Annotated in this window: 23 protein-coding genes; 10 read left to right on the top strand and 13 right to left on the bottom strand. The window is 68.3% G+C overall.

Annotated features, from left to right (window positions below; translation table 11 throughout):
- The first annotated feature begins 19 nt into the window (after nucleotides 1-19).
- Nucleotides 20-1,000, top strand: coding sequence for a carbohydrate ABC transporter permease (locus FDA38_RS37155; protein ID WP_137258858.1), 981 nt, complete (start codon nucleotides 20-22; stop codon nucleotides 998-1,000).
- On the top strand, nucleotides 993-1,832 hold the full coding sequence (locus FDA38_RS37150; protein WP_137258857.1) for a carbohydrate ABC transporter permease: 840 nt from the start codon (nucleotides 993-995) through the stop codon (nucleotides 1,830-1,832). Before FDA38_RS37155 ends, FDA38_RS37150 begins: the two co-directional genes overlap by 8 nt.
- On the opposite strand, the gene efeB is transcribed toward FDA38_RS37150, so the two are convergent.
- The 4 genes from efeB to thpR are packed head-to-tail and all read right to left on the bottom strand — an operon-like array spanning nucleotide 1,833 to nucleotide 5,739.
- Complete coding sequence (gene efeB, locus FDA38_RS37145) at nucleotides 1,833-3,110, bottom strand: iron uptake transporter deferrochelatase/peroxidase subunit (RefSeq protein WP_137258856.1); 1,278 nt, start codon at nucleotides 3,108-3,110, stop codon at nucleotides 1,833-1,835.
- The gene (gene efeO / locus FDA38_RS37140) at nucleotides 3,107-4,246 is read right to left on the bottom strand and encodes an iron uptake system protein EfeO (RefSeq protein ID WP_137258855.1); all 1,140 of its coding nucleotides are present in this window, start codon (nucleotides 4,244-4,246) and stop codon (nucleotides 3,107-3,109) included. Before efeO ends, efeB begins: the two co-directional genes overlap by 4 nt.
- Nucleotides 4,247-4,277: 31 nt before the next feature.
- Nucleotides 4,278-5,129 (bottom strand): iron uptake transporter permease EfeU, encoded by an 852-nt coding sequence (efeU, locus tag FDA38_RS37135; protein WP_137258854.1) that lies wholly within the window; start codon nucleotides 5,127-5,129, stop codon nucleotides 4,278-4,280.
- A gap of 46 nt (nucleotides 5,130-5,175) precedes the next feature.
- A complete protein-coding gene (thpR, locus tag FDA38_RS37130) occupies nucleotides 5,176-5,739 on the bottom strand; it encodes an RNA 2',3'-cyclic phosphodiesterase (RefSeq protein WP_137258853.1) in 564 nt (187 codons plus the stop codon).
- Nucleotides 5,740-5,773: 34 nt separating this feature from the next.
- Between thpR and FDA38_RS37125 the strand changes: the two genes are divergently transcribed.
- The gene (locus tag FDA38_RS37125) at nucleotides 5,774-7,222 is read left to right on the top strand and encodes an LLM class flavin-dependent oxidoreductase (protein WP_233715150.1); all 1,449 of its coding nucleotides are present in this window, start codon (nucleotides 5,774-5,776) and stop codon (nucleotides 7,220-7,222) included.
- On the opposite strand, the gene FDA38_RS37120 is transcribed toward FDA38_RS37125, so the two are convergent.
- Nucleotides 7,205-8,608: a mycothione reductase gene (locus FDA38_RS37120; protein ID WP_137258851.1), complete on the bottom strand. Its 1,404-nt coding sequence runs from the start codon at nucleotides 8,606-8,608 to the stop codon at nucleotides 7,205-7,207. The genes FDA38_RS37125 and FDA38_RS37120 overlap by 18 nt on opposite strands.
- Nucleotides 8,609-8,664: 56 nt before the next feature.
- Here FDA38_RS37120 and FDA38_RS37115 point away from each other — a divergent pair, with 56 nt between their 5' ends.
- A complete protein-coding gene (locus tag FDA38_RS37115) occupies nucleotides 8,665-9,378 on the top strand; it encodes a DUF4429 domain-containing protein (RefSeq protein WP_137258850.1) in 714 nt (237 codons plus the stop codon).
- On the opposite strand, the gene FDA38_RS37110 is transcribed toward FDA38_RS37115, so the two are convergent.
- Together FDA38_RS37110 and FDA38_RS37105 are read right to left on the bottom strand one after the other, a co-directional pair.
- Nucleotides 9,375-10,736 carry an MFS transporter gene (locus FDA38_RS37110; RefSeq protein ID WP_137258849.1) on the bottom strand — a complete coding sequence of 454 codons (1,362 nt, stop codon included), beginning with the start codon at nucleotides 10,734-10,736 and terminating at the stop codon, nucleotides 9,375-9,377. The genes FDA38_RS37115 and FDA38_RS37110 overlap by 4 nt on opposite strands.
- Nucleotides 10,733-11,182: a MarR family winged helix-turn-helix transcriptional regulator gene (locus FDA38_RS37105; protein WP_137258848.1), complete on the bottom strand. Its 450-nt coding sequence runs from the start codon at nucleotides 11,180-11,182 to the stop codon at nucleotides 10,733-10,735. Before FDA38_RS37105 ends, FDA38_RS37110 begins: the two co-directional genes overlap by 4 nt.
- 83 nt (nucleotides 11,183-11,265) lie before the next feature.
- On the opposite strand from FDA38_RS37105, the gene FDA38_RS37100 reads away from it, so the two are divergent.
- Nucleotides 11,266-12,363, top strand: a complete 1,098-nt coding sequence (locus tag FDA38_RS37100; protein WP_137258847.1) for a hypothetical protein — start codon at nucleotides 11,266-11,268, stop codon at nucleotides 12,361-12,363.
- Here the strand turns inward: FDA38_RS37100 and FDA38_RS37095 are convergent.
- Nucleotides 12,324-13,796 carry an NCS2 family permease gene (locus FDA38_RS37095; RefSeq protein ID WP_137258846.1) on the bottom strand — a complete coding sequence of 491 codons (1,473 nt, stop codon included), beginning with the start codon at nucleotides 13,794-13,796 and terminating at the stop codon, nucleotides 12,324-12,326. The two genes, FDA38_RS37100 and FDA38_RS37095, sit on opposite strands and share 40 nt — an antisense overlap.
- Nucleotides 13,797-13,869: 73 nt before the next feature.
- On the opposite strand from FDA38_RS37095, the gene FDA38_RS37090 reads away from it, so the two are divergent.
- Nucleotides 13,870-14,181: a DUF2530 domain-containing protein gene (locus tag FDA38_RS37090; protein WP_137258845.1), complete on the top strand. Its 312-nt coding sequence runs from the start codon at nucleotides 13,870-13,872 to the stop codon at nucleotides 14,179-14,181.
- Nucleotides 14,182-14,203: 22 nt separating this feature from the next.
- The gene (locus tag FDA38_RS37085) at nucleotides 14,204-14,743 is read left to right on the top strand and encodes a class IV adenylate cyclase (RefSeq protein ID WP_137258844.1); all 540 of its coding nucleotides are present in this window, start codon (nucleotides 14,204-14,206) and stop codon (nucleotides 14,741-14,743) included.
- A 30-nt stretch (nucleotides 14,744-14,773) separates the two neighbouring features.
- Here FDA38_RS37085 and FDA38_RS37080 read toward each other — a convergent pair whose 3' ends face one another.
- On the bottom strand, nucleotides 14,774-15,796 hold the full coding sequence (locus FDA38_RS37080; protein WP_137258843.1) for a DUF4331 family protein: 1,023 nt from the start codon (nucleotides 15,794-15,796) through the stop codon (nucleotides 14,774-14,776).
- A 109-nt stretch (nucleotides 15,797-15,905) separates the two neighbouring features.
- Between FDA38_RS37080 and FDA38_RS37075 the strand changes: the two genes are divergently transcribed.
- A complete protein-coding gene (locus FDA38_RS37075) occupies nucleotides 15,906-16,808 on the top strand; it encodes a LysR family transcriptional regulator (RefSeq protein WP_137258842.1) in 903 nt (300 codons plus the stop codon).
- 400 nt (nucleotides 16,809-17,208) lie between these two features.
- Here the strand turns inward: FDA38_RS37075 and FDA38_RS37070 are convergent, their stop codons facing one another.
- Nucleotides 17,209-18,030, bottom strand: a complete 822-nt coding sequence (locus FDA38_RS37070; protein WP_137258841.1) for a DUF3027 domain-containing protein — start codon at nucleotides 18,028-18,030, stop codon at nucleotides 17,209-17,211.
- A 368-nt stretch (nucleotides 18,031-18,398) separates the two neighbouring features.
- Between FDA38_RS37070 and FDA38_RS37065 the strand changes: the two genes are divergently transcribed.
- Nucleotides 18,399-20,363: an MFS transporter gene (locus FDA38_RS37065; protein WP_233715149.1), complete on the top strand. Its 1,965-nt coding sequence runs from the start codon at nucleotides 18,399-18,401 to the stop codon at nucleotides 20,361-20,363.
- Nucleotides 20,364-20,659: 296 nt separating this feature from the next.
- On the opposite strand, the gene FDA38_RS37060 is transcribed toward FDA38_RS37065, so the two are convergent.
- Nucleotides 20,660-22,216 (bottom strand): MFS transporter, encoded by a 1,557-nt coding sequence (locus FDA38_RS37060; protein ID WP_137258840.1) that lies wholly within the window; start codon nucleotides 22,214-22,216, stop codon nucleotides 20,660-20,662.
- Nucleotides 22,217-22,365: 149 nt separating this feature from the next.
- Between FDA38_RS37060 and FDA38_RS37055 the strand changes: the two genes are divergently transcribed.
- Nucleotides 22,366-23,091, top strand: coding sequence for a TetR/AcrR family transcriptional regulator (locus tag FDA38_RS37055; RefSeq protein ID WP_170989995.1), 726 nt, complete (start codon nucleotides 22,366-22,368; stop codon nucleotides 23,089-23,091).
- A 3-nt stretch (nucleotides 23,092-23,094) separates the two neighbouring features.
- On the opposite strand, the gene FDA38_RS37050 is transcribed toward FDA38_RS37055, so the two are convergent.
- Nucleotides 23,095-23,478 carry a cold-shock protein gene (locus tag FDA38_RS37050; RefSeq protein ID WP_130441062.1) on the bottom strand — a complete coding sequence of 128 codons (384 nt, stop codon included), beginning with the start codon at nucleotides 23,476-23,478 and terminating at the stop codon, nucleotides 23,095-23,097.
- Between the two features lie 126 nt (nucleotides 23,479-23,604).
- Nucleotides 23,605-25,080 (bottom strand): ATP-dependent sacrificial sulfur transferase LarE, encoded by a 1,476-nt coding sequence (gene larE, locus FDA38_RS37045; RefSeq protein ID WP_202878015.1) that lies wholly within the window; start codon nucleotides 25,078-25,080, stop codon nucleotides 23,605-23,607.
- Between the last annotated feature and the right edge of the window lie 89 nt (nucleotides 25,081-25,169).

The raw sequence follows: 25,169 nt of genomic DNA, 5'->3' as shown, positions 1-25,169 counted from the left end.
GACAGGAGGCGACCAGTCGATGTCCGTCGCCACACAGGAAGCGACGCCGGCCGCCGCGAAGCCTGCGAAGAAGAAGACCAAGCGCAGCCCCGAACACCGTCCCGGCCTGAACCGGTGGCTGCCGTATCTGCTGCTGGCACCGGCCGTCCTGGCCGAACTGCTGATCCACATCATCCCGATGGTGGTCGGCATCTGGATGAGTTTCATCAAGCTGACCAAGTTCTTCATCGCGAACTGGTCCGCCGCGCCCAGCGCCGGGCTCAACAACTACAAGGTCGCACTGGACTTCAATAACGCGGTCGGTGAGGGCCTGCTGAAGTCGTTCGGCGTCACCGTCGCGTTCTCGCTGATCACGGTCGCGCTGTCCTGGGTGCTCGGCATGGCCGCCGCGGTCGCGCTGCAGCCGCCGTTCCGCGGTCGCGGCATCATCCGGACCTTCTTCCTGGTGCCGTACGCGCTTCCGGCGTACGCCGGGATCCTGACCTGGAACTTCATGCTCCAGCGCGACACCGGCGCCGTGAACCACGTGCTGAACCAGCTGCACCTGAGCGACGGCCGGACGTTCTGGCTGATCGGCAGCAACGCGCTGGTCTCGCTGATCACGGTCGCGACCTGGAAGCTGTGGACGTTCGCGTTCCTCACGCTGATGGCCGGCCTGCAGAGCATCCCGGGCGACCTGTACGAGGCCGCGTCGGTGGACGGCGCGGGCAACCTCCGGCAGTGGCGCAACATCACGCTGCCGTCGCTGCGACCGGTCAACCTGGTGCTCGTACTCGTCCTTTTCCTGTGGACGTTCAGCGACTTCAACACGCCGTACGTGCTGTTCGGTACGGCGCAGCCGCCGGCCGGTGACCTGATCACGTTCCACATCTACAACGCGTCGTTCCTGACCTGGAACTTCGGCACCGGTGCGGCGATGTCCGTGCTGCTGCTGATCTTCTTGATGATCGTCACCGGCGCGTATCTGCTCGTCACCGGAAGGAGGTCGCGTCGTGCGTGAGACCCAGGGGTTCAAGATCTACCGCGGTGTCGTGCTGACCGTGCTCGGCCTGTTCGTCCTCGTCCCGCTGTACGTGATGATCACGTCGTCGCTGAAGCCGCTGAAGGACGTGCAGGGCGCGTTCAGCTGGTGGCCGTCGAACCTGACGCTGGCGCCGTTCGTGGACATGTGGAAGACGGTGCCGCTGGCCCGGTACTTCGTGAACAGCACGATCGTGTCCGTGTCGGCGACGGTGTTCTCGGTGGCGATCGCGATCCTGGCGGCGTTCGCGGTGTCGCGGTTCCGGTTCCGCGGGCGGACGGCGTTCACGACGACCGTGTTGTCGACGCAGATGTTCCCGGGTGTGCTGTTCCTGCTGCCGTTGTTCCTGATCTTCGTGAACATCAACAACTCGTTCGGGCTGCAGCTGGTCGGGACGCGGCTCGGCTTGATCATCACGTACCTGACGTTCAGCCTGCCGTTCTCGATCTGGATGCTCGCCGGGTACTTCGACAGCATCCCGCGCGAGCTCGACGAGGCCGCCCTGGTCGACGGCTGCGGACCGATGGGCGCCCTGTGGCGCGTCGTACTGCCTGCTGCTCGGCCCGGCGTGATCGCGGTCGCGATCTACTCGTTCATGACCGCGTGGGGCGAGGTCCTGTTCGCCTCGGTCATGACGACTGAGGCGAACCGCACGCTGTCCGTCGGCCTACGCCAGTACTCCACCCAAACCAACATCTACTGGAACCAGATCATGGCCGCCGCCCTGGTGGTCAGCATCCCAGTAGTAATCGGCTTCCTCCTCGCCCAACGCCACTTCGTCGCCGGCGTCACCGCCGGCGCGGTGAAGTAGTCAGACGAAGAGTTTTTCGCCCCAGTACCCGCCGGGGGTTACCCCCGGCGGGCAGGCGAAGATGCCGGAGCCTACGTGGTGGATGTATTCGTTCATCGTGTCGTTCTTGGCCAGTTGGTTCTGGATGGGGATGAACTGTTTGCGGGGGTCGCGTTGGTAGGCGAGGAAGAAGAGGCCGGCGTCCAGGCGGCCGAGGCCGTCGGAGCCGTCGACGAAGTTGTAGCCGCGGCGGAGTAGTTCGGCGCCTTTGTTGAAGGTGGGGTGGGCCAGGCGGACGTGTGAGTCGGCCGGGATCTTCGGCTGGCCGTCCGCCTGTTTGGCGTTGAAGTCGATGGTGTCGAACTCGTCGGCCTTGCCGAGTGGCGCGCCGGTGCCTTTGCCGCGGCCGATGATGCCTTCTTGTTCGCCGAGCGAGGTGCGGTCCCAGATCTCGATGTTCATCCGGATCCGGCGCGAGACCAGGTAGGAGCCGCCGACCATCCAGTCGGGGCCGTCCTCGGGCTGGACCCAGAGCTGCTGCTCGAGCTTGTCGGCGTCCTCGAGCTTCAGGTTGTTGGTGCCGTCCTTGAAGCCGAACAGGTTCCGCGGCGTCGACTGGGCGCGGGACGTGGACGACGTACGGCCGAAGCCGAGCTGGGAATACCGTACGGCGACGCGTCCGAAGCCGATCCGGGCCAGGTTGCGGATGGCGTGTACGGCGACCTGGGGGTCGTCGGAGCAGGCCTGTACGGCGATGTCGCCGTACGAGCGGTTGGGGTCGAGGTCGTCGCCGATGAAGTGCGGCAGGTCGACCAAGGCCTTCGGGCGTTTCGCGGCCAGGCCGAAGCGCTTGTCGAACAGGGTCGGGCCGAAGCCGACGGTGATCGTCAGCCGTGCGGGTGGCAGGCCGACTGCTTCGCCGGTGTCCTCGGGCGGGGCCTCGTCCGGCCCGTTCACCGCGCCGTACTGGCCGATGTCGCGGCCGGCTGTCAGGAGGGCGGCTGCGGCGGTCCATTCCTTCAGCAGCCCGATCAGCTCGTCGCGGCTGGTCGTCGTCACATCAAACGCGGCGAAGTGCAGCCGATCCTGAACCGGCGTGGTGATGCCGGCCTGGTGCGGCCCGTGAAACTCAACCGGTCCGTTGGCGTCAGCAGCCTGCGACGGCTGGGTGGAGACCGCCGAGCGCACCGCATAACCGGCGACCCCGGTTGCCACCGCGGCACCGGCGGCGCCGAACAGTCCGCGCCGCGAGAAACCCCGTCGCGGGTTCTCGGTTGGGGGTGTGGGTTCGTCGGTCATTTCTGTGCGATTGCTCCTGCTACCTTGCTGACCGGTTCGGCCAGGCCGTCGACCACGGCGCCGAGGGCCTTCTTCTCCGCCTCGGATGCGGTGTACGGCTTGAAGCCGTCGCCGTCGCGGTACTTGTCGAGGGACGCGAAGACCGCCTTGAAGTTCGTGTCCAGCTGCGTCACCAGCGCCGCGTCACGCGACTGCAGCGCGGGACGGAGTGCCTGGACCGCGGCTTGCGACCCTTCGACGTTCGCCTGGAAGTCCCACAGGTCGGTGTGCGAGTAGCGGTCCTCCTCGCCGGTGACCTTGCCGGTCGCGACCTCGTCGAGCAGTTCCTTCGCGCCGTTGGCCAGCTGCAGCGGAGTCAGCTTCACGACCTTGGCCTTCGCCACCACCGTCTTCACGTCGGTCAGCAACTGGTCGGCGTACTTGTCCATGCCCTTGGTGCTGTTGGAGACCCACAGCGCCTGCTCGATCCGGTGGTACCCGGTCCACTCGGTCCCCGGCTCGACGTCGTTGACCCGGGCGTCGATCTTCGGGTCGAGGTCGCCGAACGACTCCGCGACTGGCTCGATCCGCTCCCAGTACGTCCGCGACACCGGGAACAGCGCCTTCGCCTTCGCGACGTCGCCGGCCTTCACCGCGGTCACGAACTCGGTGGTCTTCTGCTCCAGCGCGACCGCCTGCGAGTTCACGTACCGCTGGTAGCTCTCGGTCGCCTGCTTGAGCTCGGTGTCGGTGTCGACCTGCGCGGGCGCGTCACCGCTGACGGTCAGGTCGCCACGGATGCCGTCGCCGACCATGCCCGGCTTGCAGACCGCCTGGTACTTGCCGGTCGGCAGCTCGACGATCAGATCCCGCTTCAGGCCCGGGCCGATGTTCTCGACCTCGCCCATCACCCGGTCGCCATCGGCGTACACGTAGAACTCGGTGACCTTGCTGCCGCCGTTCGACACCGAGAACGTGCTGGTGCCGGACTTCACGTCGCGGCGGCTGAGGTCACAGCCCGAGTCGGACGCCTTCACCGAGACGGGGCCGGTGCCGTCGTCCTTGGCCGCGGGCGTGTCCTTCGCGCACGCGGTCAGCGCGCCGATACCGATGACGACGCCGAGGACGGCGGCCCGACGGGGCAATGAGCTGGACATGGTTCTCCTGAGCGGGGATGTGAGGGGTGGATCAGGCCGCTTCGCCGGCGGTCTTGGCCGCCGGTACGGCGGGCGGCGTGGAGCTCTTCACCGGACGGAAGTAGAGCACCATCACCGGGACCAGATAGACGACCCACGCGGTTGCCTCGAGCACGGTGGGGGTCGGGTTGAAGTTGAAGATGCCCTTGAGCAGTACGCCGTACCAGCTGTCCGGCGGGATCACGTGCGAGATGTCGAACGCGAGATGGTCCAGGCCGGGCAGGATGCCCGCCTCCTGCAGGTCGTGGAACCCGTACGCGAAGATGCCGGCCGCGACCAGGATCAGCACCGCGCCGGTCCACTTGAAGAACACGGCCAGGTTGATCTTCACCGCGCCCTTGTAGATCGCGACCCCCAGCAGCACCGACGTACCGAGGCCGAGCAGCACCCCGATCAGCGGTACGGCGGTGGTCGCGGTGGCGGCCGACGCGTACACGATGAACGCGGTCTCGATGCTCTCCCGGAACACCGCCAGGAACGCGAGGATGACGACGGCGCGGGACCCGACCTCGAGCGCCTGCCCCATCCGCTCGCGCAGTTCCTTGGCGATACTGCGGGACGCCTTGCGCATCCAGAAGATCATCCAGGTGACGAAGCCGACCGCGAGGATCGACATCACCCCGCCGACGGTCTCCTGGGTGGTGAACGACTTCGCGGTCAGCGAGGTGACGAACTGGAGCAGGCCCCAGGCGACGGCCGCGACACCGAGCGCCGTCGCGACACCGATCCAGACCAGTTTCAGGCGATCGCGATGCCCCGATTTGACCAGGAACGTGGCGAGGATGCTGACAACCAGCGAAGCCTCGAGTCCCTCACGGAGTCCGATCAGATAGTTCGCGAGCATGGCGGCGACACTTCCAGAGCATTAGGTACGGCTAACCTTGCTGAGGTTAACCTAAGAAGTCCCATTCGCCTACTGTGTCGTACGCCGCACTTTGCCCCGGACCCTCACCGAGCCGGGATTGAATCAACTGCAGGCTACCCGCGGTCCAGACCGGACCGTCGTAGGTGTCGAAAACCCTGACCCACCTGGTCACGTCGATCGGTCGCCGCAACCTTGCCAGGGTCACATGCGGGGTGAACTTACGGCCCTCGACGGTGACGCCGGCCCGACTCGCCGCCGACCGCGTGGTCATCGACAGGTGCTTCAGCGATTCGGTGTCGTCGCGTACTCCGGCGTACAGCACCCGCGCATCCGGTACGCCGGGGAACGCGCCCGCGCCGGTCAGCTGCAACTCGAACGGCTTCTGCCGTTGCGCGACCGCCTCCAGCCGCTCCTCGAGCTCCTCGTTCTTCCAGTCCGGTACGTCGCCGAGGAACGCCAGCGTGATGTGCCAGTGCTGCTCCGAGGCCCACCGGATGTCGTCATCCGGATGCTCTCGCCGCGGCTCGACGAACTCGCTCAGATCCTCCACAACTTCGATGGGCGGCACCACGGCCACGAACAATCGCATCCCGAAATGCTATCGGTGGTGGAAACTGCTTTGTGTGGAACTCAAACTGCCGTCGCCGTGTGTGGTGATCCTGGTGGGGCCAGGGGCGTCGGGGAAGTCGACGTGGGCGGCGGAGCTGTTCGCGCCGGAGCTGGTCGTGTCGAGTGATCGGTTGCGGGCGTTGGTCGGGGCCGGGGAAGACGATATTGCGGCCAGTGCGGATGCGTTCGCGTTGCTGGATGTGGTGGTGCGGCAACGAATCGGGCGGCAGTTGACGACTGTGATCGACACGCTGGGGCTGGACAAGGAACGGCGGGTGGAGTGGCTGCGGCTGGCGCGTGAGGTCGGGATGGCCTGTGTGGCGGTGGGGTTCGATACGCCGGCCGAGGAATGCCGGCGGCGGAATCGGGAGCGGTCGGCCAAGCGGATCCCGGCTGATGTGCTGACCTCGCAGTTGCGGTCGTGGACGGCGGTGAAGAAGGAGTTGCCGGACGAGGGGTACGACCAGGTTCTACAACCGACGGCTGTTCGGGTGGTCCCTGAGGCGTTTGTGGACGCGGGCGCGGCGGCCGTGCGTCAGGTGGAGAAGCCGAGCGGGCTGAGGTTCGGGTTGCAGCTGAGCAGCTACACGCATCCAGGTGGTCGGGCGGGGCTGGCGGCTTGGGTGCGGGAGGTGGCTTCGAAGGCTGAGGCGGTGGGGTTCGACTCGATCTATGTGATGGATCATTTCCGGCAGATCCCGCAGGTCGGGCGGGCGTGGGACGACTTCCTGGAGAGTTGGACGACGCTGGGGTATCTGGCCGCCTGCACCACCCGCGTACGCCTCGGCACGTTGGTCTCGGGGATCACGTACCGGAACGTCGCCCACCTCGGGAAGATCGCGGCGACGCTCGACGTGTTGACTGGTGGGCGGGCGGTGTGCGGCGTCGGGCTCGCGTGGTTCGAGGCCGAGCACAAGGCCTACGGATGGTCGTTCCCGCCGGTGAGTGAACGGTACGCCTTGCTCGAGGACGCGTTGCAGTTACTCCCGGTTTTGTGGGGACCAGGCAACAAACCGTTCCACGGCAAGGTTCTCGACGTACCGGACACCACGTGCTACCCGCGGCCGCTGCAGGAACACCTGCCCGTGCTGGTCGGCGGGAGTGGGCCGCGGACGCTCAGGCTGGCGGCGCGGTACGCCGATGCCGTGAACGTCTTCGGGGACGCCGCCGCGGTCCGGAAGGCTGCCGGTCACCTCGGCGATCGCCCCGTCGAGTTGACCCACCTGTCGACAACCCTTGTGGGTAAGGACTCCCGGCAGCTGGACGAGCTCGTGCAGAAGCTGCGCCCGCGGAACGTGAACCCGGCGCGGTATGCCGCGATGGTGAACGCCGGCACCGTGGACGATCAGATCGGTCGGTTCCGCGAGCTGTCCGAGGCGGGGGTGGCCGAGGTGATGATCAGCCTGCCCGACCTCGAGACGCTCGACACGGTCGCCGACGTGATCTCAGCCTTCCGGGTGTAGATCCAGCTGCAGCAACGCGTTCTCGATCAGTTCGGGCATCGCCGGATGGATCCAGTACTGCTGACGCGCCATCGAGTACGCGTCCAGGCCGAAACTCATCGCCTGGATGATCGGCTGGATCACGGTCGGCGCCTGCGGTCCCATGATGTGCGCGCCGATGATCTGACCGGTCTTCGGGTCGGCCAGGATCTTCGCGAACCCGGTCGTGTCCTCCATCGCCCAGCCGTACGCGATATCGGCGTACCGCTGAACCGCTTTCACATAAGGGATCCCGCGCTCCTTCGCCTGCTCCTCGGTCAGGCCGACGGAGGCGATCTGCGGCGCGCTGAAGACCGCGTGCGGTACGAAGCGGTGGTCGGACTCGACCCGGTCGTCCGGGTTGAGCAGGTTGTGCTTGACCACCCGGGCCTCGTGGTTCGCGACGTGCTTCAGCTGGTGCGGGGTGGTCACATCACCGAGCGCGTAGATGCCGTCGACGGTGGTCTGCTGGTACTTGTCGACGACTACGCGTGCCTCGCTGTCGATCTCGACACCGGTGGCGTCCAGGTTCAGCAGGTCGGAGTTCGGTTCCCGGCCGACCGCGACCAGGAGCTCGTCGACGACCAGGGTGTCGACCCCGGCCGGGTGCAGCATCTTGAGCGCGATCGAGCCGTCCTCATGGCGTGCCACCCGGACGGTCTCGTGGTTCAGGCGTACGTCGTACAGCTCCTGGGCGATCTTCGTGTACGCCGAGGCGAGCTCGCCGTCCTCGTGCCGGAGCAGCACGTTCGAGCGGGCGATGATCGTCACCTCGACCCCGAACGACGCGAACACGTGCGCGAACTCGGCCGCGACGAACCCGCTGCCGATGATCGCCAGCCGGCGCGGCAGCTCGTCGAGCCGCATGATCGTGTTCGAGGTGTGGAAGCCGGTCTCCTCGAGCCCCGGGATCGGCGGCACGATCGGCCGGCTGCCGGTGGCGAGCACGAACTGGTCGGCGCTGAACACGCTCGTCGACCCGTCCTTGTTGTCGACGGTCAGCTCCTTGAACCCGGTGAACCGGCCGGTCCCGTCGTACACGGTGACGTTGGCGTTGTCCGGGCTGTGGTGCCGGTACTCCGAGCCGCCCGCCGCGATCGGGTCGATCCGGCCGAAGATCCGGTCCCGGACGTCGGGCCAGCGGACGTCGAGCAGTTGCTCGTCGACGCCGTACCGTGAGCTCTCCGACGGGGTCGCGGCCACGTCGGCGGCGTGCACGAACATCTTGGTCGGGATACAACCGACGTTGAGGCAGGTGCCGCCGAAGGTACCGCGCTCGACGATCGCGACCTTCCGGTCCGCGAACCGCTTGTTCACGATCGTGTTGCCGGATCCTGTCCCAATGACTACCAGGTCGTAATGGGTCACACCTCATTGTGCCGCTTACACGCAAGAACCTGCGGTGGACCCGCTCAGGAGGGAAGATGGGGAGGGTGGGAAGCGGTGAGCTGAAAAGCACGAACGGCACGGTCGTCTGGGACGGCATCGGGATCCTTCGCCTCCGGTACGACGGAACGCAAGCCGGACTCGATGCGCTGACCAGCTCGTTGCGGACCCGCCTGGGCGAACGGATCCTGCCGGTCGAGGCCCTGAACGCGGTCGAGGTCAGCGAGGCCGGTCTCAAGCTCATCCTGCGCGACGGCGCCGACCCGCTGCAGTCAGTGACCGGCGGTCAGGTCGTGATGGATCTGTACGACTTCCCGGAGGTCGACCCCGCGCTCGCGGAGCAGATCGCCCGCGACATCCGCAGTACCCTCGTCCGCCGCGACGTACCGGCGACGACGTCCGCGCGTTGGTTGCTCGCACCGCCGGTCGCGCCGGACCGGCTCACGGGCCGGGACGCGACGCTGTCGGTGGCGAACGGGCGGCTCACGTTCGACTACAAACGGTCCGCGGGCCGGAGGAAGAAAGCGCTCGGCGCGCAGTGGTCGGTGCCGCTGGTCGACATCATCGACGTCGAGTGGTCGCCGACCCCTGGGCGATTCGGCGCCCGCGGCTTCCTCCGGATCGCCACGGCCGGTACGCCGGACGAGCGCCCGAAGCCGAAGCACGACCCGGCGGCGATGCTGATCGAGGCCGGCGCCGACGTCGACGCCCTGTTCTTCGCCGCCCGCCTGCTGACCCGGATCCGGCCCTAAGCGACTCTCGGTCCGACGTCCTGCTTCGCGCCGGGCTCGTCCTTGAGCGCCACGGGCTCGTCGTCGAGCGGGACGGTCTCGAGGACTGCCTTGTCGCCGAGCAGCTCGGTCTGCGGCAGCACCTCGAGATGCGGGCGCGGCAGCAACCGCGGCCGGATCGCGAGACCGCGTCGGCGGGAGAAGTACAGCACCGAGGCGACGGTCCCGAGCACGGTCAGTCCACCGCCGACGATCAGCGAGTACCGCGCGCCGAACACCTGCCCGATCCAGCCGATGAACGGCGACCCGATCGGCGTACCACCCATCAGGACCGTCATGTACAGCGCCATCACCCGGCCGCGCATCGTCGGCTCGATGCTCAGCTGCATGGTCGCGTTCGCCGAGGTCAGCATGGTCAGCGAGGCCAGACCGACGATCGGCAGCACCAGCGCGAAGGTCAGGTACGTCGGCATCAGGGCGCTGACGATCTCGGCGATACCGAACGCCAGCGCGGCGCCGATCACCAGGCGGGCCCGGATCCGGACCCGGCGTGCGGCGAGCAACGCACCGGCCAGCGAGCCGATCGCGAGCACCGAGCCGAGGATGCCGTACTCCCCCGCGCCCTTGTGGAACACACTCGTTGCCATCAGCGCCGAGGTCAGCTGGAAGTTCAGGCCGAACGTGCCGGCGAAGAACACCGCGACCAGGACCATCATCAGGTCCGGCCGGCGCCACAGGTAGCGCATGCCGTCCCGGATCATGCCCTTCTCGCGGCCCGCGGGCTTCGGGGTGTGCAGCTCGGAGACGCGCATCAGCCGCAGCGAGAGGATCACCGCGGCGTACGTGAAGCCGTTGACCAGGATCACCGGACCGGTGCCGATCCAGTTGATCAGCAGACCGGCCAGCGCCGGGCCGAGCAGCCGGGCGGCGTTGAACGAGGCCGAGTTCAGCCCGACGGCGTTGGACAGCTCGTCGCGGCCGACCATCTCGACGACGAAGGACTGCCGGGTCGGGGCGTCGAACGCAGTACCGACACCGAACAGCAGGGCGAGCAGGTACACATGCCAGGTCTGTACGACGCCGCCGATCGTGAGGCCACCGAGCGTCAGGGCGACGCTGGCCATCGCGATCTGGGTGACGGTCAGCACGGTCCGCTTCGGGAAGCGGTCGGCGACCAGACCGGCGTACGGGCCGAGCAAGAGGGCAGGCAGGAACTGGAGTCCGGTGACGATACCGAGCGCCGTACCGGAGTGGGTCAGCTCCAGGACCAGCCAGTCCTGGGCGACACGCTGCATCCAGGTGCCGACGTTCGAGACGATCGCGCCGGTGGCGTAGAGACGGAAGTTACGGACTTTGAACGCGCGGAAGGTCGGGCTCACTGGGCCGCCAGGCGTTCGAGAACAGGTGCTGCCTTGCGCAGGATGTCGCGCTCCTCGGGGGTCAATTGCTTCAGCTTGGTCTGCAGCCATTCGTCGCGGCGCCGGCGGTTCGCCAGGATCAGCTCATCGGCGCGGTCGGTCAGCTCGACGACGATCTGGCGCTTGTCGGTCGGGTGCGGGCGGCGGATCACCAGACCCGCCTCCTCCATGTTCGTCACGATCCGCGTCATCGACGGCGGCTTCACCTGCTCGTGGGAGGCCAGCTCGCCGATCGTCATCGACTCGTGCTTGGACAGCGCGCCGAGCACGCTGAGCTGGTTCGCGGTGAGGTCGTGACCGGGCTCACGCTGACGCCGGATCTGCCGGGACAACCTGAGCGTCGACGACCGCAGGGCACTGGCCAGCCCGACGTCACTCTTCACCTGCTGGGCTACGACTTCGGGCATGTCTTTACCTTAACTCATTACCTTTGCTAACTAAAACCGGTGACCGGTGGCTGGTATTCCCGGCCCCGCTAGAGTTCCGGTTCATGAGCGCCGAGCTGGAGCGGTACGAGCAGCGGTTCCGGCAGGCCGGGCTACCGCTGTTCATCGAGGACTTCTCGCCGACGCACGACATCTTCACGCGGGCGACACCGCTGCTGGTGCTGGTGTTCCTGGCCGAGATGCTCGGTGCGATCTCGCTGAACTGGCCGCTCTGGGTGAACCTGCTCGCCGCGCTCGGCGGTCTCGCGTTCCTGATCGGCGGGTTCGGCGTCCTGAACCGGCTCCGCGGCCGGCCCTTCTGGTCGCTGCCGAAACGCTTCGGAACCCCCGAGCTGGCGGTCTTCGTGCTGCTGCCGGCCAGCCTGCCGGTGGTCTCCGACGGTCAGGTGCGTCAGTTCTTCGGAGTTGCCGCCGGCAACCTGCTGCTCGTCGGCCTCGTGTACGCCGTGGTCGGCTACGGCCTCGTCGGTACGACGCTGTGGGGGCTGCGCCGGCTCGCGGGTGAGCTGGCGAACTCCGTGGCCAGCCTGGTCCGGGCACTACCGCTGCTGCTGATCTTCTCGCTGGTGCTGTTCATCACCGCGGACACGTGGCAGGTGTTCGCGGGCATGCCGGTCGCCTTCGTCGTGTTCCTTGCGGTCGGCTTCGCCGTACTCAGCAATCTGTTTCTGATGCTGCGGCTGCCGCGAGAGCTGGAGGCGATCGAGCGCGACGTCAGCTCCGGGCCGCCACTGCGCCGGGTCCAGCGGATGAACCTCAGCCTCAGCCTGGTGATCCGGCAGTGGATGCAGGTCCTCGTCGTCAGCAGTGGGGTCGGCCTGTTCTTCGTTGCCTTCGGCATGCTCGCGATCAGCGACCACATCTACCAGCAGTGGGGCATCGACCACGGCGGGTGGTCCCACACGTTGCTGATCCTGAACCACCCGGTGGTGATCAGCTCGTCGCTGGTGAAGGTTGCCGTCGGCATCGCAACCTTCACCGGCCTGTACTACTCGATCGCGCTCCTGACGGATGCGACGTACCGTGCCGACTTCCTCGAAAGCCTCACCACCGAACTCCGCGAGCTGTTCGTCACCCGCGCGGAGTACCTCGATCAGCGCGCTCAGGTGAGCCAGTCGGTGAGCGGGCCGATGGCGAAGTAGATGACGAACAGGGCGGCGACCACCCACATCAGCGGGTGGACCTGGCGGGCCTTGCCGCGGACGGACTTGAGGATGACGTAGAAGACGAAGCCGGCGCCGATACCTGCCGAGATCGAGTACGTGAACGGCATCAGGACGATGGTCAGGAACGCCGGGAACGCGACCTCGATGTCGTCGAAGTCGATGCCCTTGACCTGCGTCATCATCAGGAAGCCGACCAGGATCAGCGCCGGCGTCGCGGCCTCGTACGGGACCAGCGTGACGAGCGGCGCAACCACCATCGAGATCAGGAAGCAGATCCCGGTCACCACGCTCGCCAGACCGGTCCGCGCGCCTTCACCGACACCCGACGCGGATTCGATGTACGACGTGTTGCTGGAGACGCTCGCCGCGCCGCCGGCCGCGGCCGCGACGCTGTCGACGATCAGGATGCGCTGCGAGTTCGGCGGGATGCCGTCCTTGTCGAGCAGGCCAGCCTCGGCGCCGATCGCGGTCATCGTGCCCATGGTGTCGAAGAAGTCGGCCAGCATCAGCGTGAAGATCAGCAGGATCGCCGACACCGCGCCGATCTTCTCGAACGAGCCGAACAGGCTGAACTCGCCGATCGTGTCCAGGTTCGGTTTCGTGAACCACTGGTCCGGCAGCTTCGGCACGCTCAGGCCCCAGCCGCCGGGGTTGTCCGCGGTCCGGGCACCGACGTTCGCGATCGCCTCGATGATGATCGCCAGCACGGTCGAGGCCAGGATGCCGATCAGGATCGCGCCCTTCACCTTCCGGGCGTACAGCGTGACGATCAGAATCAGCCCGACCACGAACACCAGCACCGGCCAGCCGCGGAGGGTGCCGCCGACGCCCAGTTCGACCGGTGGGCCGGTGGGCGCGGCGGGACGGCGTACGAAGCCAGCGTCGACCACACCGATGAACGCGATGAACAGGCCGATGCCGACGCTGATCGCGATCTTCAGCTGGAGCGGGACCGCCTCGAAGACCGCCTTGCGGAACCCGGTCAGCACCAGGATCAGGATGATCAGGCCCTCGAGCACGACCAGGCCCATCGCGTCGGCCCAGGTCATCTTGGTCGCGACCGAGAACGCGATGAACGCGTTCAGGCCGAGCCCGGTGGCGAGCGCGAGCGGGAAGTTCGCGACCACGCCCATCAGGATCGTGACCACACCGGCCACCAGCGCGGTCGCGACCGCGATCTTCGCGATCGCCGCGGCCGGGTCGGTGCCGCCGCCGACGAACTGGCCGGCGCCGTCCTTGACGGTGCCGATGATCAGCGGGTTCAGCACGACGATGTAGGCCATCGTGAAGAACGTGACCAGCCCACCACGGATCTCCCGGCCGAGCGTGGATCCGCGTTCACTGATCTTGAAGTACGCGTCGAGAGGACCGGAACCGGAGCGGGCCGTCGAGGCCTGGGGCGAGCTCATGCCCGCATCGTGCCAGGTCCTACCGGCCAGTTGCGAGCACTTACACCAATCCGTTGCGGGTTAGAGTGAGGGTGTGAGCGAGGAGCAGGACGGACCGAAGAAGCGCACCGACCCGACGAGCCAGTTGGCCCGCGGGGAGCTGGTGCACGCCGAGGTCAAACCGCTGGACCTGTCCGGCATCCCCAGCGTCATCACCGGCATCGCCCTGTGGGCGGTCGCCTTCGTCGTGCTGCTGATCTTCCGCGACCGCCTGAAGGACAACGGCCTCGGCTGGTGGCTCTGGGTCCCCGTCGCCGGCTTCGGCCTGGGCCTGATCGGCCTCTGGTACTGCAAACGCCGCTGGACCGCCATCCAAGCCGGCCACCGCCCGGCAACGGAGGACTGAGCCGTACCGGAGGAGAGTCGGGTTGCCCGTCGAGTATGAGGCGAAGGTGCTGGACGTTGATCCGGCGCTCGTCGCGGAGAAGATCCTCGGGCTGGGTGGGCGTCGGGTCGCGGACCGGGTGATGCGGCGGTTGGTGTACGACGTTGCCGTGGGCGACGAGTCACGCTGGATCCGGCTGCGGGACAGCGGGACCGAGGTGACGCTCACCGTAAAGGAGATCGCCCACGACGGGATCGACGGTACGACGGAGACCGAGGTCGCGGTCAACTCGTTCGAGACCACGGCCGAACTGCTCCGCCGGATCGGCTTCGCACCCAAGTCCTACCAGGAGAACCGCCGCACCAGCTTCGAGCTGTACGGCGCCCAGCTCGAGCTGGACCACTGGCCCCACATCCCGCCGTACCTCGAGATCGAGAGCCACTCTCGCGAACACGTCGTAGAAGTCGCCGCGACCCTCGGCTACCCCGAACACGACCTCACCGGCGAGAACACCACCAAGGTGTACGCCCGCTACGGCATCAACCTGTCCGACATCTCAGACCTCAGGTTCACTACAACCTGACACCCAGCCAGTTCCTGTTGCCGCGGGGAGTCAGGCGGGGTCGACGTACGGGAAGGCCGGTCGGCGCAGGTTTTCGTTGGCCGACGGGTCCAGGCCAGACGGTACGGCGGTGCCGGCAACCATCGAGAGCATGAGCTCCGGGGCGTTGTCGGCGAGACCGCGCCCGTTGCGGGTCGCGAATCCGAAGCTCGCCGGCGTGCCGACGACGTACGGGAGAACGTCGGGCAGCAGTTGGCGGGCGACCGTCTCACCGTAGCCGTGCGAGTCGCCCGCGGCGCCTCCGGCCGCGACCACCGCGGCGACCCTGTCCGCCAGGTTCTTGCCGTCGGCAGTGAAGTCCTGCGACGGGTGGCGGGTGTTGGCCGGGTACGTGAAGCGGGTGTCGTCCGGCCAGAAGATCGGCCACATCATCGGATTGCCGGCCCGGTTGATCTGCCGCCAGCCGCCGGCATCGGTCGCCAGCTTCGTGGTGCACCACACACCGGTCCGCGTACCCGGCGTAAGCACCGGGTGCTGGTGTGAGATCTCCAGGACGATCGACTCGACAGTGGTACCCGCGAAGCTGTTGCGCGCCTCCTCGGGCCGCCATCCGGACAGGGCAACCGCCGTACCGTCGTGTACGGCGGCGTTGACCCGGGAGAGCAGCGACAGGTCGATGTAGAACGAGTCGTGGATCCGGCCGGCCCACACCCGCAGCCCCGCACCCTCGGCCTGCTCGCCGGTCCTCCCCTCGAGGACGAGCTCTCCGTCGACGCTGTCCTCCCGGGCGTCGTCGCCGGTCAGCACGTGTACGGCGAGGGGCTGCCGGCCGGCCGCATCGTGTTCGCCGAAGGAGATCCGGTAGGTGAGCGACTCGTACTCCGCGTCGTCGACGTGCACCTTGAATTCGTAGCGGGCCTCGTGGTGGAACCCCGGCTGGACGTCGTCCCCGGTGATCGTGGAGTTGACGTCCATGACGAACACCGTGCTGTCGTCCCCGGAGAAGACGTAGAGGTCGTCGATGTAGAGCTGTCCGTTCTGCCTGGCGAGTGGTGTGTCGAGGTGGTGCGACATGGTCCGCTTCCCTTCGTTCGGTGACCGTTGTCGGCCTTGCCACCGAGCATCACCGGGTGCGGCGAACGGGAGTACCCGCCAATGCAGTAACTCCTCATAATGAATGGTTATGAGCGAAACCTCGCTGGACCTCGACAGCCTGCGGCTGCTGACACTGGTCGCCGAGCTCGGCAGCCTCGGCCAGGCCGCGGAGCGGATGCGGATCAGCCAGCCTGCCGCCAGCAAACGTCTGGGCATGCTGGAACGCCGGCTCGGGCTACAACTTGCCGAGCGTGACACTCGTGGCTCGGCTTTGACCACCGAAGGCAAGGCCGTGTGTCACTGGTCCGAACAGGTACTTGCCGAGGCCGCGAACCTGCTGGCCGGTGCGGCGGCTCTTCGTGCCGAGCGCGGGCGTGACCTGCGAGTGGCGACCAGCATGACGCTGGCCGAGAGCTTCCTGCCGGGCTGGGTCGCCGAGCTCCAGCGGCAGTCGCCCGGCGTACAGCTCAGCCTGAAGGTGACCAACTCCGAGCAGGTCGCCGCGCTGGCGTCACGCCACGAGATCAGCATCGGGTTCGTCGAGGGACCCGCGGTGCCGCACGGACTCAGCTCACGGACAGTCGCCACCGACCGGCTCGTCGTCGTAGTCACCCGTGCACATCCCTGGGCACGACGTCGCCAGCCGGTACAACTCGCCGAACTCGCGGCCACCCCACTCATCGTGCGCGAGCCAGGCTCCGGGACCCGGGAGACCCTGGAGCGGGTCTTCACCCGCGCCGGCCTCCAACCGGTAGACCCCCTGATGGTCCTCGACGTCAACGCCGCCGTCCGCAGCGCAGCCGCCGCAAGCATCGGCCCCGCCGTCCTGAGCGCCGCCACAGTCGAAGACGACCTGGCCCTCGGCCACCTAGTCGAGATCCGCCTAGCCGGAGCCGACCTCCACCGCAAACTCCGAGCCATCTGGCCAAAAACCCGCCCCCTACCACCAGCCGCCGAGACGTTACTCCAAATAGCCCGCAGCCCCCGCTGACCGCGATTCCCCAACCCCACCGAAGGCGTCGCAGCCGCTAGGCCGTGCCCGACTGGCCTCACCCGCCAGCAAACGCGTCCACCAGACCCCACCCCAGCCGCGGTCGTTAGCCCGTGCCCGATCCAGCGCACACGCCGGCGCACCCGACCAGCAGCCCCCATCGCAGCTGCTTGGCGGCCAACCCCTACGCTCGAGCGCGGGACCAACTCCCGCCGAAGGCGGCAACAAGAACTGTCGCGGCCGTTAGGTCGTGTCCGATTCCGGTCGTACGCCGGCGAACGCGGCCAGCAGGCTCCGCCGCAGTTGCATGGCGGCGACTTTCCCGCTCGAACGCGTGACCAGCCCCGCCGAAGGCGGCTAAAAGAGAACTGTCGCGGCCGTTAGGCCGTGTCCTTTGCCGTTAGTCTTCGGCGAGTTCTTCGGCGGCTCGGGGGGTTACGGCGACCTCGGGCTCGGTGAGTTCGAGGTTGTCGTAGCCGGTGGTGTCGAACGCGTGGTCGGGGGTGGGGGGTTCGGGGATGTCGATGGTGGCGTCAGAGTGCGCGCCGCAGCCGTAGTCGTACGCGACGACGCGGGCCTCGCCCGGAGCCATCTCGTTGGCACATACCCCGAACGCCTGGCCGAGGCTGTCGGCGAGGCGGATCCAGTAGCCGCAGGAGTGGCACTTGTACGGAACGGCCTGCGCGATCGGCGACGTCGGCCCGAAGTCACCGGCGTACCAACGCTCGGCCGCCTCCTCCCGCCCGAACGGCGACAGCACCCGCTCGCGACCGAGACCGAGCTCCTCGACCACCGTGAGAACGTCCTCAGGAGCGTCCGCGGTGTCGGTGAACCCCGGCTCGAGGCGCGGGTCCTCGGGAGCGGTCGGGAAAAGGTCGCCGGGACGAAGATCCCCGGGCTGCACCCGATCCGACCACGGGACCCACTCAGGCGCGACGATCGCGACGTCTCCCGGCAGCATCACGACCTCGTTGATCGTGACGGTCTTGGCGCGGGAGGCGCGCGTGACGGTGACCGCCCAGCGCCACCCGCGGTACCCGGGATGCGTGGACGCGAAGTAGTGCGTGACGAGGCGCTCACCCTCGACCAGATGACCGAGGTGCTCACCGACCTGCGCGGCGCCGGCCTCGGCGATCGCAGCCTCACGGGCCGGTTCGACCGCCGCGACGCAGACGGCGTCGGGCTTGGCACGGACCGGTTCCGGAGTTCTGACGGGAGTCACAATCGCCCATTCTCGCACGCCGCTCCCAGTACGCCGAACCGCCCGTCGCAGCACGCCGGACCTGCCTGCCGCCGTACGCCGGCCCTGCCTGTCCCCGTACGCCGGCCCTGCCTGTCCCCGTACGCCGAACCGCCGTCGCCGAACCGCATCCGGGCCGCTCGCACGCGCGGTGACTGCGCTCTGTCCCCGGTGCGAGGCAGGATGGTTCCATGCATCCCCCCGACTCCGACGACCCGAACGCCGGACGCGGCAGGCGCGACGGCGACGCCGCCGGCCGGTCGCGCGGCGACACGGACCGAGGCCGGGAGGAGAATAGGGACGGACGCGCATCGAACCGAGCGGCTGCGGACAAGCGGGCGGGTGGTGGCATGGGGGGCGACACGGGGGAAGCCGGCCGGTCCGGCGGAGCAGAGCGCCCCGGGGCGACGAGCGGCGGACCACGCCCCGGCGCGCCCGGCGGCGCACGTCCGGGGCCGACCAACGGCGGAGCACGCTCGGGTGCGCCTGGCGGCGAGACTGGCGGCGAGGCTGGGAAGTCGGCGGGTGATCGGTTCAGTGATGCTCGGGGGCGGGTGGGGTCTGCGAGCAAGAAGGTCGGGCATGCCTCCAAGGTCGGTGCCGAGGGCGTCGCGTCGGCGTCGAAGAAGGCGGCCGAGGTCAGCGGGAAGGTCGGTCGTGCGACCGGCCGACGGATCCGCGGTCTGACGGGCGCTCAAGGCGCCGGTGAGTCAGGACTTTCGCGGCTGATTGAACTGGGCGCGGTCAACGCGGCCGGCGATACGGCGTTCGCGGTGTCGCTCGCCGGGACTGTGTTCTTCACCGTGCCGAGCGACCAGGCGCGCGACCGGGTGGCGTTGTTCCTGCTGCTGACGATGGCTCCGTTCGCGTTGATGGCGCCGCTGATCGGCCCGATGCTCGACCGGTTCAGGCACGGTCGGCGCTGGGCGATCGGCGCGACACTCGGCGTACGTGCGTTCCTGGTCTGGAGTCTCGCGTCCTCGATCTCCGGCCACGGATCCGCCTGGCTGTATCCGGCCGCCCTCGGCTGCCTCGTCGCATCCAAGGCGTACGGCGTCACGCGCGCCTCCGCCGTACCGCGCCTGCTCCCGAAGCAGATCACGCTCGTCACGGCCAACTCGCGCATCTCGCTGGCCGGTGTCGCCGGTGCGACCATCGGCGCCGGGATCGCCGCTGCGTTCGCCGCGATCGGGCCGGAGTGGTCGCTGCGGTGGGCGGCGCTGGTGTACATCGTCGGGCTGATCCTCGCGATCCGGCTGCCGAGCGCGGTCGACTCCCCCGCGGATGAAGAAGTCACGGGTACGGCGGGACGCGATGCGCGGCGGCGGGCGATCACGGCCGCGGTGTCGCGCGGGATCCGGTGCAATCTCGGGCTGCGGTTCGTGTCCGGGTTCCTGACGATGTATCTGGCGTTCCTGTTGCGGGACCAGCCGATCAGCGGAGTGAAGGGCGCGGTCGCGGCCGGTGCGGTGATCGCGGCGGCCGGGATCGGGAACAGTCTCGGCACCGTCCTCGGATCGTTGCTCAAGGCACGTAAACCGGAAGCGGTCGTGCTGGCGGTGCTGCTCGCGGACGCGATCGTCGCGGTCGCGGTGGCCGTTCTGTACGGGCTGCCGATCCTGATCGCGCTCGGGCTGGTGGCGGGGTTGTGCAGTTCGCTCGGGAAGCTGTCGCTGGACGCGATGATCCAGCGGGACGTGCCGGAGTCCGTGCGTACGTCGGTGTTCGCGCGCTCGGAGACCGTGCTGCAGCTGGCCTGGGTGATCGGCGGCGGGTGCGGAATTGTGCTGCCGCTGATCCCGCGGCTCGGGTTCGGGTTCCTGGCCGGGGTGCTGGTGGTCGTGGTCTTCCTCGTACTGCGGATGCGCCCGGCGGCTCGCCCCGCCGACGGACCGCTGCGTCCGGGCGGTCTCGGCGGGCCGCGAACCGGGTCGCAGTCGAGGCGGCCGTCCGGGGATCGACACGATGACGGGTCGCACGACAGGCCGCGCCCGGAGAGCACCACGCGGACGATCCTCACCACAAGCGTCGCCGAGCAACGCGCGAACCGGGCGCGTCGCTCGGACTCCGGCGAAGAACCGACCATCGAATGGCGTGGCGATCAGCCACCAACAGTCCCCCCATCGGACCGCCGCCCAGAACCCGCGAGCCCTCCGAACCCGCCTGCCGGCCGGTGGTGGAGCGGCCAGCCCGACGAGGACGACGACACCCAGAACCAGTCCCCCTGGGCCGAAGAACCAACCGAAGAACGCACCCGAGGCAACCTCTTCAAACGCCGCCCCGGCGGAACCAACCCCCGCCACCCACCCCGCTAACCCCAGCCTGCGGCTGAGGGGTCGGGGGGATCGAGACAGCCGCGCCCGGCGGCGAAGACCAGGCGCGGAGCGGCGGCGGGCGCTAGGCGGCGGGCGCGGGGCGGCGGCTGAGTAGTCGAGGGGCGGCGCAGCCGCGGCCGGGCGGAGTGGCCAGAAGCCGAGCGGCGGCTCAGGCGCGGGGCGGTCGTTGACGCGCCGGGGCGGTCGTTGACGCGCCGGGGCAGTGGTTGACGTGGGCGGCGGCCGGGGTGAGGGTTCACGCCGGCCGCCGGTTGGGTGGGGTGGGGTGGGGTGGGTTAGAGGGCTGGGGTTAGGGCTGGCTCCTCGGTGGCGGGGTCGGGGGTTTGGGTGGGGGTTGGGTGGGTGGTGCCGCGGAGGGTGAGGGTGGCGGTTACGGCGGTGGCCAGGAGGAGGAGGGTGCCTACGAGGGCGACCACGTTCATGCTGTGGGTGAAGGCGCGTTGGGCGGTGGTTAGGACGGTGTCGGCGAGCTGACCGGGGAGGTGGGTGGCGGCGGCAGTGGCGGCCGGGAGGCCCTCGCGGACGGGGGCGGCGACACCGGCGGGGAGGGACGACGGAAGGTCTGAGCGGTACGCCGCGGTGCCGATCGAACCCAGGATCGCGATGCCCAGCGCCCCGCCGAACTCCGAGCAGGTCTCCATCACCGCGGACGCCGAGCCGGCCCGCTCCGGGGCGACCGAACCGACGACAGCCTCGGTGACCAGAGTCATCACCATCACCAGTCCCGCGGCCAGCAGACCCGCACCGGCCAGCGGCACCGCCAGCGACGAGTCGACGTGCACCTGGGTGAGTACGGCGTACCCGGAAGCCGCGAGCACGAACGCTCCACCGATCACATACGCCCGGTCCAGCTTCCCAGCCAGCGCGGTCGCCAACGGAGCCGCGCCTCCGACCAGCACCGACGGAGCCAGCGACCACAACGCGGCCTTGAGCGGCGAAAGCCCGTGCACCAGCTGCAGGTACTGGGTCAGGAACACCGCGTTCCCCACCAGCGCCAAAGTCCCGATTGTGTTGGCAGCCAACGACCCGCTGAACGCCCGGTTCCGGAACATCGACAGATCGACCATCGGGTACGCCGCGGTCCGCTGCCGCTGGACGAACAGCACCCCGAACACCAGCCCGGCCACGATCGCCACCACCGGCAGCACCGCCGCACCGTTCGCCGCGATCTCCTTGATCCCCCAGATGACCGGAAGCACGGCCGCCAGCGACAACACCGAACCCAGCAAGTCGAACCGTCCCCCGGCAGGGGTCTTGAACTCCGGCAGCAGGACCGGCGCGAGCACCAGCAGCAGGATCATCGCCGGGGTGTTGATCAGGAACACCGAGCCCCACCAGAAGTGCTCCAGCAGGAACCCGCCGAGCACCGGACCGAGGGTGATCCCGCCCATCATCACCGCGCTCCAGAACGCGATCGCCTTCGACCGCTGCTTCGGGTCGTGGAACATGTTCCGGATCAGCGCCAGGGTCGACGGCATCAGGGTCGCCCCGCCGATGCCGAGGAGCGCGCGGGCCGCGATCAGCTGCTCCGGGTTCTGCGCGTACGCCGCCGCGACCGAGGCGAGCCCGAAGCCGACCGCACCGAAGATCAGCAGCCGGCGTCGCCCGATCCGGTCGCCGAGCGAACCCATGGTGATCAGCAGACCGGCCAGAACGAACCCGTAGATGTCGAAGATCCACAGCTGCTCGGTCGCCGACACGCCGAGATCCGCGCTGATGAACGGGACCGCGAAGTACAGCACCGAGACGTCCATCGAGACCAGCAGCAGCGGCAGCGCGAGCACGCCGAGCGCGATCCATTCCTTGCGTCCCGCGAGTTCCGGCTTACTCATGATGCCCCTCCGAAGATTTATCTGTTTACACCGCACACTGTGTGCGCCATACACAGACCATACACAAGACTGTCTATGCTGTAAACAGATAAGATCAAGAGCAAAAAGAAGCCTCGCTCCGCTCGGCGGAGGGGGAGAGGATGGCGACCATGGAAGACGACGAACTGCCGCGGGTGCTTCAGCAGCTCTGGGGGATCGAGGGGCGGAGCCGGCCGGGGCCGAAGCCTGCGTTTCAGGTGCAGGACATCGGCGAAGCGGCGATCAGGCTCGCGGACGCCGGCGGGCTGACCGCGGTCTCGATGAGCAAGGTCGCGGCCGAGCTCGGCGTCACCACGATGGCGCTCTACCGGTACGTCGAGGCGAAGGACGACCTGTACGTCGTCATGCTCGACCAGGCGTTCGGCCTGCCACCCGAGGTGAGCGAGACCGCCGACTGGCGCGAGCGCATAACCACGTGGGCCGAGGCGTTCCAGGCGGCGCTGCAGAAGCACCCATGGATCCTGCAGGTCCCGGTGTTCGAGCCGCCGCTCTCACCGAACCAGCTGGTCTGGATGGAGACCGGCCTGAAGGCGTTCGAAGGTACGCCGTTGACCTCCAACGACCGGATGTCCGCGATGCTGCTGGTGAACATCTTCGTCCGCGGCACGACCGGACTCAGCGTGAACATGCTGAACATGCCCCCGGACGAGGCCGCCGCGGCCGGCGAACGCTACGCCCGCAGGCTGCGGATGCTCGCAACCCCGGATCGATTCCCGGCGATCGCGACGACGATGGACGGGCCGCAGGACTTCATCGACAACGACCCGACCGAGTTCCGGTTCGGTTTGACCACAGTCCTCGACGGGATCGACTCGTTGATCAGCCGGAGCGGCTGACGGTCAGAAGTCGAGCTTGTCGGCGACGCCGCGCAGTACCGTCGCCACCTGCTTGGCGGACTTGTTGTCAGGCTGGCGGCCGCGGCGGTAGTTCTCGCCGATCCGGTCGAGGAGTTTGATCAGGTCCTCGATGACGACCTGCATCTCCTCCGGCTTCGGGCGCATCGCCTTCGCCACCGACGGCGGCGGGTCGATCAGCCGGACCTGCAGGGCCTGCTCGCCCTTACGCCCCTCGACGACGCCGAACTCGACCTTCTGCCCGGGCTTCAGGTTGGTGACACCGGCCGGCAAGGCCTCGGCGCGGACGTAGACGTCCCCGCCCTCCTCCTTGCTGAGGAAACCGAACCCCTTGTCGGAGTCGTACCACTTCACCTTGCCAACGGGCACGGGAACCTCTTCATCAGTATCGTCGGAAGCGATCGAGCCGTGAGGCCCGATCAGGAAACCCAGCGTACGTGACCCGGCGCAACCGCGCCTCCGGGAAACTACCTGATCCGGCAGTCTTCCCGCACCTCACAAACTCCGATACTTTTCGGGATCCGCGAGCCGCTCGTTCATCGACCCGGACCGGAACCCGCGCGGGTCCACCTGCGCCGCCGCGAACCCTTCGGCGATGACCGCATCGACCAGCTCCTGATGGTCGACCCGATCCAGCAGATCGGAGTCGATCTCGATCGAGGCGCTCTCACCGAGATCACGCACCCGCACGTTCTGCACGTCGTACGACGCCAGCCGCGCGCGGACCGTCTGCTCGGCCCGGTCGACCCTCACGAGCAGGTTCGGCGTGATGCGGATGCCGTACGCGATCCGGCTCGACAGGCACGCCGCGGCCGGCTTGTCCGAGGTCTCGAGTCCCCAGCTGCGCGACGCCGTACGGATCTGCGACTTGGTCAGCCGCGCATCCCGCAGCGGCGTCAGCGCGCCCCGCTCGAACGCGGCGCGGATACCCGGCCGGAACCCTGCGATCGCGTCGTCGGCGTTGGTCCCGGTGGCGATAGCGGTGATCCCGAACTCGTCCGCGATCGGCTGCAGCGTCTCGATCAGCTCGGCCTTGCAGAAGTAGCACCGGGCACCCGAGTTGGCCTGGTAGCCCTCGCGCTCCATCTCGTGCGTGTGCGGGGTGACATGCCGTACGCCGATGGTGTCCGCGAACCGCGCCGCCGGCTCGAGCTCGGCCGCCGGAAGCGACGGCGAGATCGCGGTCGCCGCGACGACGTTGGCCGGCCCGATCGCGCGGCCCGCGGCCGCGAGCAGGAACGCCGAGTCGGCGCCACCGCTGAACGCGACGACCATCTTGTCGTACGACGACAGCCGCTTCATCAACGCTTCCAGCCGCTGCTCGAGCACGTACTCCTCGAGCCACTCCGGGAACTCCGTGAGGTCGTTCAGTACGACGTCGGCGCCGTACGCCCGCAGCTCATCCGCGGTGAACGGGCCGGTCGCGACCGATACCGCCAGCGCTCCGGCCGCGTGTGCCCCGTCGATGTCGGCGGTGTGGTCGCCGACGTAGATCGTGGCCTCGTGCTCGCGCAGCGCCGTACCCTTCTCGGCTCCGTGCAGATCACCGACCGGCTCGTCGATGTCGAACCCGAGATGCTCCAGGTGCAGCCGCACCGATGGAGTGTACTTCGCAGACACGACCATCGTCCGCCCGCGCAATGCCCGGATCGCGGCCAGCGACTCGGCCACGCCCGGCAGCGGCAGGCTGCCGGTGATCGCGTGCGACGGGTACAGCTCCCGGTATCGCGCGATCAGCGGCTCGACCTGCTCCGGCGGGAACCAGTTCGCCATCTCCCAGGTCAGCGGCGGCCCGAGCCGGCTCACCACCAGGTCGGTGTCGATCGGCACACCGGTCTCGGCGGCCAGCAGATCCCAGACAGCCTGGATCCCCGGCCGGGAGTCGATCAGCGTCATGTCCAGGTCGAATCCGACCACGAGCTCCGGCACATCGGCGGCGGTCGGGGCGGGCTGGATCTCGGCGGTTGACACGTCCCCAACCCTACGTGCTCCGGCCGGCCGAAGGGTCTCGCATCCCGAAACGGCCGATAAGTCTACTAATCCAGTCGGATTATGGATGA

Origin of the sequence: Kribbella jiaozuonensis (assembly GCF_005233875.1) — a bacterium.
Lineage (GTDB): Bacteria > Actinomycetota > Actinomycetes > Propionibacteriales > Kribbellaceae > Kribbella > Kribbella jiaozuonensis.
This window is presented reverse-complemented; position numbering and strand designations above follow the sequence as displayed.

Excerpts from the sequence above, each read along its gene's own strand:
- FDA38_RS37075 (WP_137258842.1), top strand. The coding sequence starts at position 15,906 with ATGAGCGAAACCTCGCTGGACCTCGACAGCCTGCGGCTGCTGACACTG.
- FDA38_RS37065 (WP_233715149.1), top strand. The coding sequence starts at position 18,399 with ATGGGGGGCGACACGGGGGAAGCCGGCCGGTCCGGCGGAGCAGAGCGC.
- FDA38_RS37060 (WP_137258840.1), bottom strand. The coding sequence starts at position 22,216 with ATGAGTAAGCCGGAACTCGCGGGACGCAAGGAATGGATCGCGCTCGGC.
- efeO (WP_137258855.1), bottom strand. The coding sequence starts at position 4,246 with ATGTCCAGCTCATTGCCCCGTCGGGCCGCCGTCCTCGGCGTCGTCATC.
- FDA38_RS37155 (WP_137258858.1), top strand. The coding sequence starts at position 20 with ATGTCCGTCGCCACACAGGAAGCGACGCCGGCCGCCGCGAAGCCTGCG.
- FDA38_RS37055 (WP_170989995.1), top strand. The coding sequence starts at position 22,366 with ATGGAAGACGACGAACTGCCGCGGGTGCTTCAGCAGCTCTGGGGGATC.
- FDA38_RS37100 (WP_137258847.1), top strand. The coding sequence starts at position 11,266 with ATGAGCGCCGAGCTGGAGCGGTACGAGCAGCGGTTCCGGCAGGCCGGG.
- efeB (WP_137258856.1), bottom strand. The coding sequence starts at position 3,110 with ATGACCGACGAACCCACACCCCCAACCGAGAACCCGCGACGGGGTTTC.
- FDA38_RS37115 (WP_137258850.1), top strand. The coding sequence starts at position 8,665 with ATGGGGAGGGTGGGAAGCGGTGAGCTGAAAAGCACGAACGGCACGGTC.
- FDA38_RS37105 (WP_137258848.1), bottom strand. The coding sequence starts at position 11,182 with ATGCCCGAAGTCGTAGCCCAGCAGGTGAAGAGTGACGTCGGGCTGGCC.
- efeU (WP_137258854.1), bottom strand. The coding sequence starts at position 5,129 with ATGCTCGCGAACTATCTGATCGGACTCCGTGAGGGACTCGAGGCTTCG.
- FDA38_RS37080 (WP_137258843.1), bottom strand. The coding sequence starts at position 15,796 with ATGTCGCACCACCTCGACACACCACTCGCCAGGCAGAACGGACAGCTC.
- FDA38_RS37095 (WP_137258846.1), bottom strand. The coding sequence starts at position 13,796 with ATGAGCTCGCCCCAGGCCTCGACGGCCCGCTCCGGTTCCGGTCCTCTC.
- thpR (WP_137258853.1), bottom strand. The coding sequence starts at position 5,739 with ATGCGATTGTTCGTGGCCGTGGTGCCGCCCATCGAAGTTGTGGAGGAT.